General features: G+C 48.6%; 14 protein-coding genes. 1 reads left to right on the top strand and 13 read right to left on the bottom strand.

The window, feature by feature from the left end:
* Window positions 1-2: 2 nt before the first annotated feature.
* The 13 genes from pknB to SB847_RS03505 all read right to left on the bottom strand — a co-directional run bounded on the left by pknB (window position 3) and on the right by SB847_RS03505 (window position 15,120).
* Window positions 3-1,946 carry a Stk1 family PASTA domain-containing Ser/Thr kinase gene (gene pknB / locus SB847_RS03565; protein WP_410577344.1) on the bottom strand — a complete coding sequence of 648 codons (1,944 nt, stop codon included), beginning with the start codon at window positions 1,944-1,946 and terminating at the stop codon, window positions 3-5.
* Window positions 1,940-2,701 carry a Stp1/IreP family PP2C-type Ser/Thr phosphatase gene (locus tag SB847_RS03560; protein WP_038457977.1) on the bottom strand — a complete coding sequence of 254 codons (762 nt, stop codon included), beginning with the start codon at window positions 2,699-2,701 and terminating at the stop codon, window positions 1,940-1,942. The genes pknB and SB847_RS03560 overlap by 7 nt, the downstream gene beginning before the upstream one ends.
* 5 nt (window positions 2,702-2,706) lie before the next feature.
* Window positions 2,707-3,798 carry a dual-specificity RNA methyltransferase RlmN gene (gene rlmN / locus SB847_RS03555; protein WP_003154339.1) on the bottom strand — a complete coding sequence of 364 codons (1,092 nt, stop codon included), beginning with the start codon at window positions 3,796-3,798 and terminating at the stop codon, window positions 2,707-2,709.
* A 3-nt stretch (window positions 3,799-3,801) separates the two neighbouring features.
* On the bottom strand, window positions 3,802-5,145 hold the full coding sequence (rsmB, locus tag SB847_RS03550; RefSeq protein WP_410562326.1) for a 16S rRNA (cytosine(967)-C(5))-methyltransferase RsmB: 1,344 nt from the start codon (window positions 5,143-5,145) through the stop codon (window positions 3,802-3,804).
* The gene (fmt, locus tag SB847_RS03545; RefSeq protein ID WP_038457972.1) at window positions 5,132-6,085 is read right to left on the bottom strand and encodes a methionyl-tRNA formyltransferase; all 954 of its coding nucleotides are present in this window, start codon (window positions 6,083-6,085) and stop codon (window positions 5,132-5,134) included. Before fmt ends, rsmB begins: the two co-directional genes overlap by 14 nt.
* Window positions 6,086-6,089: 4 nt before the next feature.
* Entirely contained in the window at window positions 6,090-6,572 is a 483-nt protein-coding gene (gene def / locus SB847_RS03540; RefSeq protein WP_029325903.1) for a peptide deformylase, read from the bottom strand.
* A gap of 24 nt (window positions 6,573-6,596) precedes the next feature.
* A complete protein-coding gene (priA, locus tag SB847_RS03535) occupies window positions 6,597-9,008 on the bottom strand; it encodes a primosomal protein N' (RefSeq protein ID WP_410562329.1) in 2,412 nt (803 codons plus the stop codon).
* Window positions 9,005-10,225 (bottom strand): bifunctional phosphopantothenoylcysteine decarboxylase/phosphopantothenate--cysteine ligase CoaBC, encoded by a 1,221-nt coding sequence (gene coaBC / locus SB847_RS03530; RefSeq protein WP_406527694.1) that lies wholly within the window; start codon window positions 10,223-10,225, stop codon window positions 9,005-9,007. Before coaBC ends, priA begins: the two co-directional genes overlap by 4 nt.
* Before the next feature lie 90 nt (window positions 10,226-10,315).
* Window positions 10,316-10,519: a DNA-directed RNA polymerase subunit omega gene (gene rpoZ, locus SB847_RS03525; RefSeq protein WP_003154346.1), complete on the bottom strand. Its 204-nt coding sequence runs from the start codon at window positions 10,517-10,519 to the stop codon at window positions 10,316-10,318.
* Window positions 10,520-10,522: 3 nt separating this feature from the next.
* On the bottom strand, window positions 10,523-11,137 hold the full coding sequence (gene gmk / locus SB847_RS03520) for a guanylate kinase (RefSeq protein ID WP_003154347.1): 615 nt from the start codon (window positions 11,135-11,137) through the stop codon (window positions 10,523-10,525).
* A gap of 7 nt (window positions 11,138-11,144) precedes the next feature.
* Window positions 11,145-11,414, bottom strand: coding sequence for an extracellular matrix/biofilm regulator RemA (gene remA / locus SB847_RS03515; protein WP_003154355.1), 270 nt, complete (start codon window positions 11,412-11,414; stop codon window positions 11,145-11,147).
* A gap of 76 nt (window positions 11,415-11,490) precedes the next feature.
* Window positions 11,491-12,366 carry a YicC/YloC family endoribonuclease gene (locus tag SB847_RS03510; RefSeq protein WP_014417740.1) on the bottom strand — a complete coding sequence of 292 codons (876 nt, stop codon included), beginning with the start codon at window positions 12,364-12,366 and terminating at the stop codon, window positions 11,491-11,493.
* An 81-nt stretch (window positions 12,367-12,447) separates the two neighbouring features.
* Window positions 12,448-15,120 (bottom strand): calcium-translocating P-type ATPase, SERCA-type, encoded by a 2,673-nt coding sequence (locus tag SB847_RS03505; RefSeq protein WP_410570095.1) that lies wholly within the window; start codon window positions 15,118-15,120, stop codon window positions 12,448-12,450.
* Between the two features lie 119 nt (window positions 15,121-15,239).
* Between SB847_RS03505 and SB847_RS03500 the strand changes: the two genes are divergently transcribed.
* Window positions 15,240-16,946, top strand: a complete 1,707-nt coding sequence (locus tag SB847_RS03500; protein WP_044801503.1) for an Rqc2 family fibronectin-binding protein — start codon at window positions 15,240-15,242, stop codon at window positions 16,944-16,946.
* Window positions 16,947-17,252: the final 306 nt, after the last annotated feature.

Here is a 17,252-nt window from a genome sequence, read left to right as displayed (position 1 = left end):
TGTCAGTCATTATCTTTCGGGTATTCAATCGTTTTGTAGCTGACGACTTTATGATCGACCATCACTTGATAATACCCCTTCTGTCCCTGATCAATCTTCAGTTCAATTGTTTTTTCAGTCGGCTCTTTTATTTTAAATGAGTCATACGTATCAGAGATGCTGTGGTCCTTATCATCGATGGCGATTTGCACTTCAAGCTCGTCCCCTTCATGTTCGGGTTCGTAAGGAATGCTGATTTTTTCTTTTACCGTTTTCGCCGGTTTTTCTTCAGGTCCGAGCGAGAACGTCACTTCAACATTACTTCCCGGCTTAACCGCAGTGCCGGCTGACGGCTCTTGTTTCATGACTTGTCCTTTTGGCACGTCATCTGAATGGGCTTGTTTTTCAACAAGCTGCAGGCCGTTATCTTCAAGATACCCTGAAGCCGCTTCTTTGCTGTAAGTCTTTAAGTCCCTCAGCGTAACGTCCGCCGGGCCGAGGCTGACCGTTAGATTGACTTCATCGTCGCTTGCGACCATGTCGGTGCCGGCTGACGGGTTCTGATCAATTACGGTGCCGGCCTCGCTGTCATCGTTCTCTTCTTTGACATTGACATGTTTGAAGCCTTTTTCCTTCAGCGCTTTTTTTGCGTCGCCGATCTGCCGCCCTTTCACGTCGATCAGCTGGGTTTTCGGTTTTCCGATGCTTTTGTACAGTTTTACAGAAGAGCCTTCTTTAACGGTAGACCCCGCTTTTGGGTCCGTTTTGACCATTAATTCCTCTTTTATTTTTTCATCTTCAATGTCCGTTATATCAGGATCCGCCCGGAGTCCGTTCTTTACAAGCAGGGCTTCCGCTTTTTCGTACTTCATGCCCCGTACGTCGGGGACGCTTACATCTTTAGGCATAAATAAAGACGGAAACACGGTGACCGCAAGAACAGCCGCCATAATGAAAATGAAACAGACGGCCAGCAAAACCCACGGCCATTTCCGTTTTTTCTTTTTGGCGGGCTGCTGTTCCTTATCGTCCGTCTTCCCCGGCGTTTCCGCCTGAGGCGCGGCTTTTGCGCCGTCAGTAATAACGGGAATGGCTTTTGTCATTTCCTCATCATCCTGAACGGAAAATTTTTGTTCATTCAGCCTGCCGGCGTCAAAAGCCGTTCTGATGTCCGCTTCCATGTCCTCGGCGCTTTCATAGCGGTGAAACGGGTCTTTAGCGGTTGCCTTCAAAATAATGTTTTCGACGCTCTGCGGAATGGAAGGGTTCCACTTTCTGGCGGAAGGCGTTTCTGTTTGCAGATGCTTTAGCGCTATGCTGACGGCTGATTCTCCGTCAAAAGGAATTTTACCTGTTAAAAGCTCAAACAGCACGATGCCGAGCGCGTAAATATCTGATTTTTTCGTTGCCAGACCGCCTCTCGCTTGCTCCGGAGACAAATAATGAACCGAGCCCAGCACAGAATTCGTATGTGTGATTGTCGTAGACGTAAGCGCTGTGGCGATGCCGAAATCCGTCACCTTGATATGCCCTAAATGATCTATCAATATATTATGCGGTTTAATATCCCGGTGCACGATATGGTTTTGATGGGCATGGGCGATGGCCGAGACGATCTGCTCCATAATGGACAGCGCTTCTTTCGGATGGAGCGGCCCGTGTGCGTTTATGTATTCCTTTAATGTCATGCCTTCCACGTATTCCATGACAATGTAATAAATATCGCCTTCCTCCCCGATATCGTAAATACTGACGATATTCGGATGATCGAGGCTTGATGCCGACTGTGCTTCTCTTCTGAAACGCCTGATAAAATCAATGTCATTCACAAAGTCAAACCGCAGAATTTTAATTGCGACTTCACGTTCGAGAATGATGTCCTCAGCTAAAAAAACGTTTGCCATTCCGCCGCCGCCAATGGGCCGGAGGATATGATAACGCCCGCTGATCCGCTTGCCGGTTAGCACTTGTCTTCACCCTCTTTTGCATCTGCGGAAAACTCAATCAACACAGCCGTGATGTTATCTTCGCCGCCGTTTTGATTCGCTTTGCTGATGAGAAGGTCTACTTTTTCCTGAGGATCAGATTCGGCTTGAAGCATTTGTTTGATCTCGTGATCTTCTATTTTATTTGACAGTCCGTCAGAGCATAAAAGCAGCTGATCGCCGTCAGACAGTTCAAAAGAACGGGCGTCGGGACTGATGGTTTCATCTGTCCCCAGCGCTCTCGTCAATACATTTTTCCGCGGATGGTGCTCGGCGTCCTCTTTCGAAATTTCCCCCGTCTTGACCAGCTCATTCACAAGCGAATGGTCCTCAGTCAGCTGAGTGAATTCCCCCTCTTGAAGCAGGTAGCACCGGCTGTCACCGATATGAGCCACAGTGACAAACTTCCCGGTGAATAAGGCGCAAACAACAGTGGTGCCCATTCCCCGGCATTCTTCATTCGCTTTAGCGTGGTCATGTACTTTGAGATTCGCCTCATGAATCCGGTCTTTCAGCCAATCCTCGCAAGCAGACGGCAGAGAAGGAACCGTTTCGGTCCGGTTCCACTGCTCTTCCATCGCCGCAACCGCCATCCTGCTCGCTACATCTCCGGCAAGATGACCGCCCATGCCGTCGGCGACAACCGCAAGCACCGCGTCTTCTTTTGTGAAAATGCCCGCCGCATCTTCATTATGCCGGCGGACTTTACCTGTATCTGTTTTCAAGGCTGTAATCAACCTCTTCACCTCGTCTCGTCTTGACGCTCCTTCGCGCGAAGCTGACCGCAGGCCGCGTCAATGTCATGGCCTTGCTCTCTTCTGATCGTGACATTTACACCGCGGGATTTTAACGTTTTTTCAAATGCGAAAATCTGATCTCTCGGTGTGCGGACGTAATCCCGTTCAGGCACATAGTTTACCGGAATTAAATTGACATGGCATTTCACGTCTTTTAACAGTTCTGCAAGCTCTTCTGCATGTTCGACCTGATCATTTACGCCGCCGAACAGCCCGTATTCAAAGCTGATCCGTCTGCCTGTTTTCTCGATGTAATATTTGACGGCCTCCATAAGATCAGGAAGCTTATAAGCTTTGTTAATCGGCATCAGACGGCTTCTGATTTCCGTATTCGGAGCATGCAGAGAAATCGCGAAATTGATCTGCATTTTTTGATCCGCGAAATCGTAAATTTTCGGAATGATTCCGCTGGTGGAAACTGTGATATGACGCGCTCCGATGTTCAGCCCTTTATCGTGGTTAATGATTTTTAAGAAAGCGAGCATTTCATTGAAATTATCAAACGGCTCTCCGATTCCCATGATGACGACTGAGCTGACGCGTTCATCCGTTTCATCAAGCGCCTTTTGCACTTTCACGACTTGAGCGACGATTTCTCCCGCTTCAAGATTCCGTTTCAGTCCGCCGAGCGTTGACGCGCAAAATGTGCAGCCGATCCGGCAGCCGACCTGTGTCGTTACACATACAGAATTACCATACTCGTGTCTCATTAAAACCGTTTCGATCGTATAACCGTCATGAAGCTCAAATAAAAATTTCATCGTGCCGTCTTGAGATGTCTGTTTTACAGCCGTTTTCAGCGTTGTCAGCACAAAATTGCTCTCGAGTTTTTCACGCAGGCTTTTTGAGAGGTTTGTCATTTCATCAAATGAAGAAACCCGCTTTTCATAGAGCCATTCAAAAATCTGTGCCGCGCGGAACGGCTTTTCGCCATTCTCGGTCAGCCATTGTTTGATTTCATCTAATTCAAAAGAGTAAATGGACGGCTGCTCAGTCCGCAGCTCTTTCCGTACGCTTGTCTTTTTTAATTGTGTCATTTTTTATCCCTTCTTTCTCATGCTGCTAATAAAGAAACCGTCTGTTCCGAAATAATGCGGAAGAATTTGAAGGCTTCCATCCTGAACAAAGGGTCTCGCCTTTTCAGGCAGCCGCTTTTCAAGAGACAAATCGGGTTCAAACTCAGGGTGTTCTTGTATAAACGCATGCATAACTTCTTCATTTTCTGTCCGGTCCATTGTACACGTACTGTATACGAGTGTGCCACCTTTTTTTACTAATGGGGCGATTTCCCTTAAAATGCCGAGCTGGATTTCTGACAGCCGTCTGCTGTCCTCCGGCGTCTTCGTATATTTCATATCGGGTTTTCTTCTGATGACGCCGAAACCTGAGCAAGGGGCATCAACGAGAATACGGTCAAACCGTTCTGCGCCAAAGGCCTCTCCCGCTTTCCGCGCATCCATCGTTTGTGCGTCGATGATCGTAAGCCCGAGCCGTTCGGCGCCCTCTTTAATCAGCTTCACTTTATGGCGGTGAAGATCAAGCGATATGAGGCTCCCCTCGTTCTCCATCAGTTCCGCAATGTGAGCCGACTTTCCGCCCGGTGCGGCGCATGCGTCTAAAACGGTTTCGCCCGGCTTCGGGTCCAGCGCCCGCGCGACAAGCATAGAGCTTTCATCCTGTATGGATACCCGGCCGTTTTGGAAAAATGCCGTGTTCGCGATGCTTCCTTTTAAAAGCTTAATCGCATCAGGAGAAAGGTCTCCGGCTTCCGCTTCCAGACCGGCTTTCTCCATCTCATTCAGCACCGTTTCCCTGTCGCTCTTTATGTGATTGACACGGAGCGTCTGCTTCGGCGGAATGAGATGAATCCGGCAGATCTTTTCAGCTGCCTCAAAGCCGTACGCCTCGACCCACTCTTTTACGAGCCATTCGGGATGGCTTGTCTCTGTGGAAAGACGGAGAACCGGGTCTTCAATTTCAGCGAATGACGGCGCCCCTTCACGCTGCAGGGAGCGGAGGATGCCGTTGACAAAGGACGCAATGCCCTTATGCCCGCGTTTTTTGGCGATCTCAACCGCTTCATGAATGGCGGCGCGATCCGGTATTTTTTCTAAATACTCCATTTGATATGCGGACAGACGAAGCAGCTGAATCACCCACGGCTTCACCTTATTCGGCTTGCGGATAAAAGGCTTCAGCATATAGTCTAAGGCGATTTTATTTTGCAGCGTTCCGTAGACAAGCTCTGTCAGCAGTCCTCTGTCCTGATCGCTGAGCGTGTTCGTTTTGATAACCGATGTAAGAAGCAGGTTGCTGTATGCCTGATTTTGCTCAAGCTTCTCAAGCGCTTCAAGGGCGAGCTCCCGGACATTAATTTTCTTCATTTGCTTCTCCTAACACGTCACCGGGCTGCACATTTTTGCCTCTTACGAAATCTTCGCCCTTCATCCGTTTTTTTCCCGCCGGCTGCAGCTCTGTGATTAAAAGGGCGGTGCTGTTTCCTGCTGCGACGACAATGCCGTTTTGCTCCGTGCGGATGACTGTTCCGGGCGCAGCTTCAGTTTTTGCCGCAACTTTTTCAGAAGCCCATACTTTAATATTTTGACCGTTCAAAGTTGTATAGGCGACAGGCCAAGGGTTTAAACCTCTGATCTGGTTGTAAATCTCTTCCCCGGGCTTTGCCCAATCAATCCGCTCCTGCTCACGCTTAATATTAGGCGCGTAAGTCGCTTTTGATTCGTCCTGTTTGATCGGTTTAATATTTCCGGAAATGACGTTCGGAACGGTCTCTGACAAAAGCTTTGCCCCCGCTATGCTTAATTTGTCGTGAAGCGTGCCGACGTTATCCGTTTCATCAATTTCCACTTCGATTTTAGAAATCATATCGCCCGCATCAAGCTTTTCAACCATATACATGATCGTCACGCCGGTTTTCTTCTTCCCTTGGAGAATCGAATAATGTATCGGCGCTCCGCCTCTTAATTCAGGCAATAGTGACGCGTGTACGTTGATACAGCCGTATTTCGGGCCGTCCAGCAGCTGCTTGGGCAGGATCTGTCCGAATGCCGCCGTAACAATCAGGTCCGGCTTCAGGCTGAGCACTTTTTCTATTTCTTCTTCGAGCCTTACTTTTTCGGGCTGAAGCACGGGAATGCCGTGACGTTCAGCTTCAGCTTTTACAGGAGGGGGCGTCATGATTTTTTTTCTGCCTTTCGGGCGGTCAGGCTGCGTAACGACGCCAACTACTTCATACCCGTCTTCAATAAGCGTGCGCAGGACGGGAACTGAAAAGTCGGGCGTTCCCATAAAAACGATCCTTGTCATCCAATCATCCTTCCATTTCTGCCAGTTCTTCTTCAGTGTAGTAAGCCGTAATTTTTGATGTGAATAAAATGCCGTCTAAATGATCCATTTCATGCTGAACGGCTCTGGCCAAAAAACCCTCCGCTTCTAAAATAAACGGTTTTCCTTTACGGTCGTGGGCTTTTACCTTTACGTAATCCGGGCGGGTGACATCGCCGTAAACCCCGGGAAAGCTTAAGCAGCCCTCGACTCCGGTCTGTTCACCGCTCTTTTCAAGAATAACCGGATTTACAAGGTCGATCCGGCCGCTTTCTTCACCGATGTCCACGACGGCCGCTCTTTTTAAAATACCGATTTGCGGCGCGGCGAGGCCGACGCCATCCATTTCAAGCATCGTATCGTACATATCGTCAAGCAGTTTTTTTAATTTTTTATCAAACACTGTCACTTCATCGGCAGGTGTTTCCAGAACCTCCGCCGGGTGTGTGACGATTTTTTTCACAGCCAAAATTTTGCCCTCCAAAAACTAATGTTACATCAGCATGTACGGATTCATATCGATTGAAATCATTACATGCTTTTGCGCAATGTCGCGTTTATAGTGCTCCAGTATCTTTTTCAACTGAATCTGCAACTCGTTTTCCTGTCTGTATTTTATCACGCATTGATAGCGATATCTATCTTTGATCCTGGCGATCGGGGAAGCCGCCGGCCCGAGAATTTTCGTATCAGGCCCGCATCCCGCTCTTAAATAGTTTGTAATCTTTTCTGCGGTGACCGCGGCTTTTGGCGCTTCTTCATGAGAAACAGTCACCAGCGCCACGTAATAATAAGGCGGGTATGACTGGGCCCGTCTGTGCGCCATTTCCTGCTGAAAAAAAGTTTCATAGTCGTGCGTTTTCGTCAGCTGAATGCTGTAATGAGACGGTGTATACGTTTGAATGACCACCGTTCCCGGCTTTTCATGCCGCCCGGCCCGTCCGCTTACCTGTGTCAGCAGCTGGAATGTCTTCTCCGCGGCCCTGAAATCAGGGATGTGAAGCGTCGTATCTGCGCTTAATACTCCGACGAGCGTCACGTTCGGAAAATCAAGCCCTTTTGCGATCATTTGCGTACCGAGCAGGATATCCGCCTTCCCTTCACCGAACGCTGACAACAGTTTTTCATGGGCGCCTTTTCTTGAAGTGGTGTCCACATCCATCCTGATTACGCGCGCCTGAGGCAGCACTTTGGTAAGCTCCTCCTCCACACGCTGCGTTCCCGTGCCGAAAAAGCGGATATGTTCGCTGCCGCATTCCGGGCATGTTCCCGGTACAGGTTCCTCATGGCCGCAGTAATGGCATTTCAGCCTTTGTCCGTAGCGGTGATAAGTCATTGAAATGTCGCAATGCGGACATTGCGGCACATAACCGCAGTCCCGGCACATCACAAACGAGGAATACCCCCGTTTATTCAGAAAAAGGACGGCCTGCTCTTTTTTTGCAAGCTTCTCTTCCAGCTGTTCCATCAGCTCTCTTGAAAACATTGATCTGTTGCCGTTTCTCAGTTCTTCTCTCATATCAACGAGAGAAACGTCAGGCATGAGCTGGCGATTTACGCGATGTTTTAACGGAAGCAGCTCATAAACGCCTTTTTTCGCCCGCGCAAATGATTCCAATGTCGGCGTGGCGCTCCCGAGGACGACCGGACAACTGTGATGCTCGGCCCGGCGGATGGCTACGTCCTTTGCATGATACCGCGGCATTTCCTCCTGCTTATAGGAAGATTCGTGCTCTTCATCAATAATGATCATGCCGAGATTTTCAAACGGGGCAAAGATGGCCGATCTGGCTCCGACGACAAGCCGGACTTCCTTGCGCTGAATCTTCCGCCATTCATCGTATTTTTCACCTGTGGATAATCCGCTGTGCATGACCGCAACCTGTGAGCCGAAGCGGCCTTTAAAACGGTTGACCATTTGCGGTGTCAACGAGATTTCCGGAACGAGCACGATGGCTTCTTGTCCTTTTGCCAGCACTTTTTCAATGGATTGCAGGTAAATTTCCGTCTTGCCGCTTCCCGTGACGCCGTGAAGCAGAAAGACGTGATGGACATGGTCGGCTACAGCTTGTTTAATCGGCTCAAAAGCGGCCCGCTGCTCTTCTGTAAGAGAGAGCGGCTCTGTTTTTTTGAACATTCTGTCCTGATAAGGATCGCGGTAAACCTCCTCAAAGCTTTCCGTAAGAAGCCCCTTTTTAAGAAGCGTTTTCAGCGTCGCTGAACTGGAATCGGTCTTTTTGCAAAGTTCGGCCGCGGAAATCTTTGCTCCCCCGCCGATAAAATAAGTAAGCACGGCGAGCTGTTTAGAAGCCTGCTTTGTCAATGAATCTGCGTGCCGGGTGAGTTCTTCTTTGTCTGCCCCCGCTTCGATCATGCGGATCATTTTTTTATTCGTTTTTTGGGCGACTTTATATGTGACATCAATGCTTCCTTTGCGCACGAATTTTTGAAGTGACGAAAGAATGCTTTCATCGGTAATATCCGAGTACAGAAGACTTTTTTGATTCCTGAAAAGCTGTTTGATCTCCGGTGTCAGCGCTTCTTCGTCAACGACTTTCAGCTCTTTCTCGTACTTCGCCTTCAGTGCGGCGGGCAGCATTGCCTGAAGCGCCGTGATTTTAAACGACAGCGTTTTGTCAGAAAGCCATGAAGACAGCTGCATCAGTTCCTCAGTCAGCACGGGCGTCAAATCAAGAAGCTTCTCGACTTCCTTCATTGAGCCGCCGTTTAATTCAGACGAATCTTTCAAACCGGTCACAAATCCTTGAAGCTTGCGCGGGCCAAACGGGACAATCACCCGCATTCCGACTTCGATCATCCCTTTTAAATGATCGGGAATTTTGTAATCAAAGGGTCTGTCAATGTTTTTGGAGCTGACATCGACAATGACTTCTGCTACATTCATACGGGTTTTCGGTCCTCGGCTTTCAAAGCGGTCATTTCCTTCAGCATTTCAAAGGAAACGTCAAGTTTAGACATAAGCGCAAGCTCCCGTTTTCTTCCGTCCCGGAAATAGAAGGTGACGACATTCGTATCCGTGCCAAATCCGGCTCCTTCTGCTTTCACATCATTCGCAACGATCATATCAAGGTTTTTCTGTTCGAGTTTTCTGCGCGCATAGCGTTCGACGTCTTGCGTTTCAGCCGCAAATCCGACCAGCAGCTGGTGTGTTTTCCGTTCGCCGAGTTCTTTCAGTATGTCTGCCGTACGGTTGAATTCGATCACGAGCGAACCGTCTTTCTTCTTCATTTTGTGATCAGAAACAGCCGCCGGCGTAAAATCGGCCACGGCCGCCGTCTTAATCACCATGTCGCATGAATCAAACACAGAAAGCACAGCTTCTCTCATATCGGCTGCCGATTGCACAGGAAGAAACTGATACAGCCCGACTGGCGGCTCTATTGACACCGGGCCTGAAATCAGCGTCACCCGCGCCCCGAGACGGACGGCGGCTTCAGCAGCGGCGTAGCCCATTTTGCCGGTGGATTTATTTGTGAAGAAGCGGACAGGGTCCACGGCTTCGCGCGTCGGACCGGCCGTAATGACAATATGTTTTCCTTTCAGCGGCGCTTCGTCTTCAGGCTCCTTAAAATGCTCTCTGACACGCTCAACAATAAGCTCCGGCTCCTCCAGCCTTCCTTTGCCGACATATCCGCATGCCAAATAGCCTTCACTCGGCTCGATAAAGCGGACCCCGTCCTGATAAAGCACAGAGATGTTCCGTTTCACCGCCGGATGATCATACATATGGACATTCATCGCAGGCGCCACCCAGACCGGGGCCTCAGCGGCCAGCACCGTCGTTGTGAGCATATCGTCAGCAATTCCGTTGGCAAGCTTGCCGATGATATTTGCCGTAGCGGGCGCGACAATAATTAAATCCGCCCAGTCAGCGGCATCAATATGAGAAATCACCTTCGGATTTTGTTCATTAAATGTATCTGTATACACTTCATTCCGGCTCAGCGCCTGAAATGTCAGCGGAGAAACAAACTCACGCGCGGACTCAGTCATAATCACTTTGACGTTTGCGCCGGCCTGAACCAGCTTGCTCGTGAGTGCGGAAGCTTTATAAACGGCAATTCCTCCGCTTACGCATAGCAAAATGTTTCGGTTTTTCATGAAGTCTTCTCCCCTTTATGAAAGCATTGGACAAATCCCAAACGGAAAAAAATAACAACCTATGTAGAGATAGGTTGCTACGTGTGCTTGTTATTCGCTGTCTTCTCTTTCAAACGAAAGCAGGCCCGCGTCAATTTCTTCTAAAGCTTTGCCTACATATTTGTGAGAAATGGTATGTTCAATCTGCTGGTCTTTTTTGATCTGCATTTCACGCGCGCGTCTTGCAGACACGGTCACCAGCGTATATTTAGAATCTAATTTATTCATTAAAGAGTCAATTGACGGATCTAACATAAGTTATTCTACCTCCAGCATTTTCTTATATCTCGGAGCGACGCGTTCACGTTTTAAGTGCTCGGCGAGAACGATTGCGTTAATCTTATCACAAGCCGTTTGGATATCGTCGTTTTCAACGACATAATCATACGCGTCCATCATTTCGATTTCAGCTTTTGCGGCATTCATTCTGTTTTCGATTAAATCGTCGGTTTCAGTCCCTCTTGTCACGATTCTGTTTTTCAGCTCAGAAAGACTCGGCGGCGCTAAGAAGATAAACAGGCCTTCCGGAAATGCATTCCGCACTTGGAGCGCGCCCTGCACTTCAATCTCTAAGAAGACGTCTTTTCCTTCTTGAAGCGTCTGTTCGACATAATCAACGGGCGTTCCGTAATAGTTGCCGACATATTCCGCCCACTCAAGCAGTTTGTTGTTTTCAATCATGCGTTCGAATTCATCTCTAGATTTAAAGAAATAATCGACGCCGTCGACCTCGCCCTCTCTCGGGTTTCTCGTCGTGACTGAAATTGAGTATTCAAATTTCGTGTCCTGTTGTGAAAATATTGCTTGCCGAACCGTTCCTTTTCCAACTCCGGAGGGACCTGAGAGAACGATTAATAACCCTCTTTCTTTCATGCGGCAATTACCCCTGCCCTTCATCCATAATTTCTTCTTTCACAGAAAGTCTGTGTGCAACTGTCTCAGGCTGGACGGCAGATAAGATAATGTGATCACTATCCATGACGACAACTGCACGGGTTCTTCGTCCGTATGTAGCGTCTATTAGCATTCCGCGGTCTCTTGCATCCTGGATCATTCGCTTTATTGGCGCAGACTCCGGGCTGACAATCGAAATCATCCGATTGGCGGAGATGATATTGCCAAATCCGATATTAATCAGTTTAATCGTCATCTTCTACGTTCCCCCTGTAAAATAGACGTCTCTAGTGTAACCTGAAGAGACCGTCTGTAAACAATACGCACAGTCGCTATTCTATATTTTGCACTTGTTCCTTCAATTTTTCAATAGAACTTTTCATTTCAACGACAAGCTTTGTGATTTGATGATCATTGGCTTTTGAGCCGATCGTGTTCGCTTCCCGGTTAAGCTCCTGAACAAGGAAATCAAGTTTGCGGCCGACTGCCCCGCCTTCTTTTAATATATCACGGAATTGAACAAAATGGCTCTTCAATCTGGTAATTTCTTCCGTGATATCAGAACGGTCGGCGAAAATGGCGCATTCCGTGATCAGCCTGCTTTCGTCGAGCGCGTCCTCCGTCCATTCCTTCATTCGGGCGTAAAGACGCTCGCGGTATTGAATAACAACGGCCGAAGCGCGCTCTTTCACCTGTTCGGACAGCGTCTCAAGCCGCTCAATGTGCAGAAAGCAGTCTTCCGCCAAAAGCCGGCCTTCTTTTTCCCTCATGTCACAAAGTTCCTTTACAGCCAGCTCAGCGGCTTCCCTGATGACTTCTTCAAGCTTATCATCACGCATCTGTTCTTCGTGTATCTGCGCAATATGTTCAAATTTAAAGAAATCCATTGCATCGGGTTCTGCGGCCAGGCTGTAGCGCTCTTTCATGACGCGTGCGGCGCTCACATATTCATCAAGGAGCTCCCAATCGATGTTCAGGCTTCTTTTTATGAGCGCGTCACTGTTTACAGTGAGAAACAGCTCTACTCTTCCGCGCTGTATATGCTGTAATATCGTTTGTTTCAGCTTATCCTCTACATATAGCAAAGGCCGTGGCAGGCGGGCGTTCACTTCTTTGAACCGGTAATTGACGGATTTCAATTCAACGGTTGCCGAGAGATCGCCTTTTGTGCTGCTTGCGCTGCCGAAGCCTGTCATACTCCGTATCATATGAAACACCCAATTCTTTCCCGTTATCAAAATAAAAGGGCAATAGACATGCTATTACCCCTAAGATTATATCATATGGAATTATTTTTTTCTTGTCAAAAGTGAACCCGCCAGCAAAAAAGTAGGTATGCCCGACATACCGATAATCAGCATCCAATCGCCCGGCGTAATCGGCACTGTTTTGAAAATCGGCTGCAGCGGCGGATAATAGATGACGATGACCATCAGGAAGATAGAAGAAATGATGGCGCCGAGCAGATAGATATTTTCAAACGGATTCCGGGAGAAAACAGACGTTTCGCTCCGGCAGTCAAACACGTGTATAAGCTGAGCCAGGACAAGAGTCGCGAATGCAACGGTCTGTGCGTAGGGCAGATTTTCAGGATTGCGGTGATAGACGATGATAAACGCTAAAATGGTTGCGGCTCCGATTAAAAACCCTCTTGATACGACTTTCCAGCCCAGTTTTCTCGCAAACACTCCTTCTTTCGGATGCCGCGGCTTCCGCCTCATCAGATCTCCTTCCGGCTGATCCATACCGAGGGCCATCGCCGGCAGCCCGTCAGTGACTAAGTTCACCCACAATATCTGAATCGGAACGAGCGGCAGCGGCAGAGCGAGAAGCATCGCAAACAGCATCACTAAAATTTCACCGACGTTGGAGGCGAGCAAATACCGGACGAATTTTCTTATATTTTCATAGATATTCCGTCCCTCTTTTATGGCTGATTTAATCGTAGCAAAGTTATCATCTACCAGAATGAGAGAAGAGGCTTCCTTTGCCACATCCGTTCCCGTCACGCCCATGGCAACACCGATATCTGCCTGCTTTATGGCCGGCGCGTCATTAACCCCGTCTCCCGTCATGGCGACGACGTGTCCGTTTTCCTGGAACGCTTTGACGATTTTCAATTTATGTTCAGGCGACACGCGTGCGAAGACGTAGACATCATCGACCGTTTCGATAAGTTCTTTCTCCGTAAGCTCATTCAGCGTCTTGCCGTCCATCACACGCCCCTTTTTCGGAAGAAGACGCAAATCTTTCGCAATGGCCTTTGCCGTTTCGACGTGATCCCCTGTGATCATAACCGTTTTAATGCCGGCTTCACGGCATTCTTTAATTGCCTGTCTGACCTCCGGACGGGGCGGATCAATTATGCCTGACAAGCCGAGCATCGTCAGATTTTTTTCCGCCTGCTCCATTGTCGGCTTTTCTCCGGGCTTAAGCGGTTTATAAGCAATCGCGATCGTACGCAAAGCTTGCGACGCCAGCTCTTTCAGAACCGCTTCCGTTTCTGCTTTCTTTTCTCCTGAAAATGGCGCGCTTCTTGCGTCGTACATCAGATGTGACGAGCGGTCAATCAGCACATCGGGCGCTCCTTTAGTGATGACGAACTGCTTTTTTTCCTTATCCTCTACAATGACGGTCATCATTTTGCGGACGGAGTCAAACGGAAACTCGGCAACCACGCGGTATTGCGCGCTGAGCCAATCGTTTGAATAGCCGCCCTTTCTTGCAGCCGTCAGCAGCGCTCCTTCTGTCGGATCACCGTCGAGTACATAATGGCCGTCTTTCAGTGCGATTTCGGATGTGTTGCACAACGCGCCGAAAACCAGCATCTGTTCAAGAATCTTTTCATCTTTCGGCTTGATTTCCCGCTCATCTCGGGTGAAAACGCCCTCCGGCTCATAGCCGATGCCTGACACTTTAAATGTTTTTCCCCCTGACCACATATGGGTGACGGTCATTTTGTTTTGTGTCAGCGTGCCGGTTTTATCAGAACAAATGACAGAGGCGCAGCCCAATGTTTCAACCGCCGGGAGCTTTCTGACAATTGATTTTTGTTTGATCATGCGCTGGACGCCGATTGATAATGCCACCGTAACAATGGCGGGAAGCCCTTCCGGAATCGCGGCGACGGCCAATGACACCCCGGCCAAAAACATGCTGTAAAGCTCATGTCCCTGTAAGACGCCGACTGCAACGACCAATACCGTTAAAAGGAGCGCGACGATAATTAAAATTTTGCCGAGCTCTTCAAGTCTTCGCTGCAGCGGTGTTGAAAGGCTGCCGGCGGATTCCAGCATATCGGCGATTTTCCCCATTGCCGTATTCATTCCTGTACCGACGACGACGCCGACACCGCTGCCGCGCGTTACGATCGTACCCATAAACGCCATATTGCTGATGTCGCCTAACGAAACATCCGGCTTTCTCAGTTTATCAGCTTGTTTAACCACCGGAATTGATTCCCCGGTCAGCGCCGATTCCTCAATTTCAAGGCTTTTCGCTTCAACGATCCGCACATCCGCGCCAATCCGGTCGCCGCTTGAAAATTTCATAATATCGCCGGGAACGAGCTCCTTGGACTGAATTTTCTTCCAGCTCCCGTCCCGCAACGCTGACACATACGGCGTTGACAGCTCTTTTAATGCATGTAAAGACTTTTCCGCACGCCGCTCTTGAAAAAAACCGAGAACCCCATTGACAAATACAATCGCCATAATCGCTACGGCATCTACATATTCGCCTAAAAACCCGGATATTAAGGTTGCCGCCAGCAGCACGAGCACCATAAAATCTTTAAATTGGGCGAAAAACACGGCGATCGCCGGTGTCCTCTTGCCCTCCTGAAGCTCGTTCGGTCCGTGCTTTTCAAGGCGTTTTTTCACCTCTTTTTCGGTCAACCCCTGTTTAATGGACGTATTTGTTGCTTTCAGCAAATCGGTTTGTCCCATTTCATGAAACTTCATTCTTCTCGTCCACTCCCCTGCCTCGCTTTAGAGATGTCACTCTGTAAACAAGCTTATTCTGACTCGTCCCTTTTCATGCTATAATTATCGAATGCAGGAAGAAGGAAAGGGTGTTTTATATGTCTTTTGATGGCATGTTTACATACGGAATGACACATGAATTAAACAGCCGGATCGCCGGAGGCCGGATTACGAGAGTCCATCAGCCTTTTAAGCACGATGTGATATTCCATATCCGCGCTAACGGAAAAAACCATAAATTATTATTATCGGCGCATCCGAGCTATTCACGGGTGCACACGACGAATCAGGCTTATGAAAATCCGAGCGAGCCGCCGATGTTTTGTATGCTGCTCAGAAAGCATATAGAAGGCGGATTTATTGAGAAAATAGAACAGGCCGGATTAGACCGGATTATGATATTCCGCATAAAAAGCAGAAATGAAATCGGCGACGAAACCGTCAGAACGCTGTATGTTGAAATTATGGGGCGGCACAGCAATATTATTCTGACTGACGGAGAAGGAGCCATCATCGACGGGCTGAAGCATTTATCTCCGTCGATGAACAGCTACCGGACCGTTCTGCCGGGCTATGATTACAAGCTTCCCCCCGCTCAGGAAAAAATTTCGCCGCTTGCCGCGGATGAAGAAGACGTTTTACGTTATCTCAGTTTTCAGGAAGGACGGCTTGACCAGCAGATCGTCAGACACTTCTCCGGTGTTTCTCCGCTGTTTTCAAAAGAAGCCGTTCACAGAGCGGGTCTCGCTAACAAAATAACGCTGCCGAAGACGCTGATTGAAATGTTCCATGCCGTGAAAGATTGCAGGTTTACACCGAACATTACGACAGCCGGCGGAAAGGAATACTTTTATCTCCTGTCTCTCACACATGTAAACGGAGAGGAGCGCACCTTTCACTCACTGAGTGAGCTGTTGGACCGGTTTTATTTCGGCAAGGCGGAACGCGACCGCGTCAAACAGCAGGCTCAGGATCTCGAGCGGTTTGTCGCAAATGAACGGAAAAAGAACGCCAATAAGATAAAAAAGCTGGAAAAGACGCTCGACTACTCAGAGAATGCGAAGGAATTCCAGCTATACGGCGAACTGCTGACGGCGAATTTGTATATGCTGAAAAAAGGTGACAAAGAAGCGGAAGTCATCAATTATTATGATGAAGAAAGTAAGACAGTGACCATCCCTTTAAATCCGAACAAAACACCGTCAGAAAACGCACAGATGTATTTTACAAAGTATCAAAAGGCGAAGAATTCCGTCGAGGTGGTAAAAGAACAGATCCGTCTGGCCGAGGAGGAAATCGCTTATTTCGATCAGCTGATCCAGCAGCTCTCCTCCGCGTCCACAAAGGATATTCACGAAATAAGGGAAGAGCTTGTGGAAGGCAAATATCTGCGACCGAAACAGCAGCGGGGACAGAAAAAACAGAAGCAGCACGTTCCTGTTTTGGAGCAATATGAATCTTCACGGGGATTGACGATTCTTGTCGGCAAAAACAATAAACAAAATGAGTACTTAACGACAAAAGCTGCCGCAAGGGATGATTTATGGTTCCACACGAAAGACATTCCGGGTTCCCACGTTGTGATTAAAAGCAGCGATCCGGATGAACAATCCATACTGGAGGCGGCTGCGATCGCCGCTTATTTTTCCAAAGCGAAAGATTCCGGCTCCGTTCCGGTTGATTATACAAAAATCAGACACGTGAAAAAGCCAAACGGCGCAAAGCCCGGATTTGTCACCTATGACAGCCAGCATACCGTATTTGTCACACCTGATGCCGACCTTGTCATACGGCTGAAAAAATAAACGCACCTCCAAGCTGAAATCCGCACTCAGCTTGGAGGTGTTTTTTATTACGTATAAACGGAGACGAAACTCTCCCAGCCGTCAGAACCGATCTTTACAGTATCTGATCAGTTTCCCGTCATGTCTGCCTGATCCGCCGGGGGCCGTCTCTGATTAAAGCGGTCACACCTTGATTTGGCGGCGGATACTGTCACCTTCCCTCGCCGAACCTGAGCACATCCGGGCGGGTCTCTGACCTTTCCTTTGTATGCGGGCGGAATCCAGGCGGCATTGGGATCAGATACATATTCCGCATCACTTCGCAAC

Source organism: Bacillus sp. SIMBA_026 (assembly GCF_046535335.1).
GTDB lineage: Bacteria > Bacillota > Bacilli > Bacillales > Bacillaceae > Bacillus > Bacillus velezensis.
This window is presented reverse-complemented; position numbering and strand designations above follow the sequence as displayed.

Coding starts and splice junctions, on each gene's coding strand:
- rlmN (WP_003154339.1), bottom strand. CDS start 3,798: ATGACACAATTAAAAAAGACAAGCGTACGGAAAGAGCTGCGGACTGAG.
- rsmB (WP_410562326.1), bottom strand. CDS start 5,145: ATGAAGAAAATTAATGTCCGGGAGCTCGCCCTTGAAGCGCTTGAGAAG.
- fmt (WP_038457972.1), bottom strand. CDS start 6,085: ATGACAAGGATCGTTTTTATGGGAACGCCCGACTTTTCAGTTCCCGTC.
- priA (WP_410562329.1), bottom strand. CDS start 9,008: ATGAATGTAGCAGAAGTCATTGTCGATGTCAGCTCCAAAAACATTGAC.
- coaBC (WP_406527694.1), bottom strand. CDS start 10,225: ATGAAAAACCGAAACATTTTGCTATGCGTAAGCGGAGGAATTGCCGTT.
- rpoZ (WP_003154346.1), bottom strand. CDS start 10,519: ATGTTAGATCCGTCAATTGACTCTTTAATGAATAAATTAGATTCTAAA.
- gmk (WP_003154347.1), bottom strand. CDS start 11,137: ATGAAAGAAAGAGGGTTATTAATCGTTCTCTCAGGTCCCTCCGGAGTT.
- remA (WP_003154355.1), bottom strand. CDS start 11,414: ATGACGATTAAACTGATTAATATCGGATTTGGCAATATCATCTCCGCC.
- SB847_RS03510 (WP_014417740.1), bottom strand. CDS start 12,366: ATGATACGGAGTATGACAGGCTTCGGCAGCGCAAGCAGCACAAAAGGC.
- SB847_RS03505 (WP_410570095.1), bottom strand. CDS start 15,120: ATGAAGTTTCATGAAATGGGACAAACCGATTTGCTGAAAGCAACAAAT.
- SB847_RS03500 (WP_044801503.1), top strand. CDS start 15,240: ATGTCTTTTGATGGCATGTTTACATACGGAATGACACATGAATTAAAC.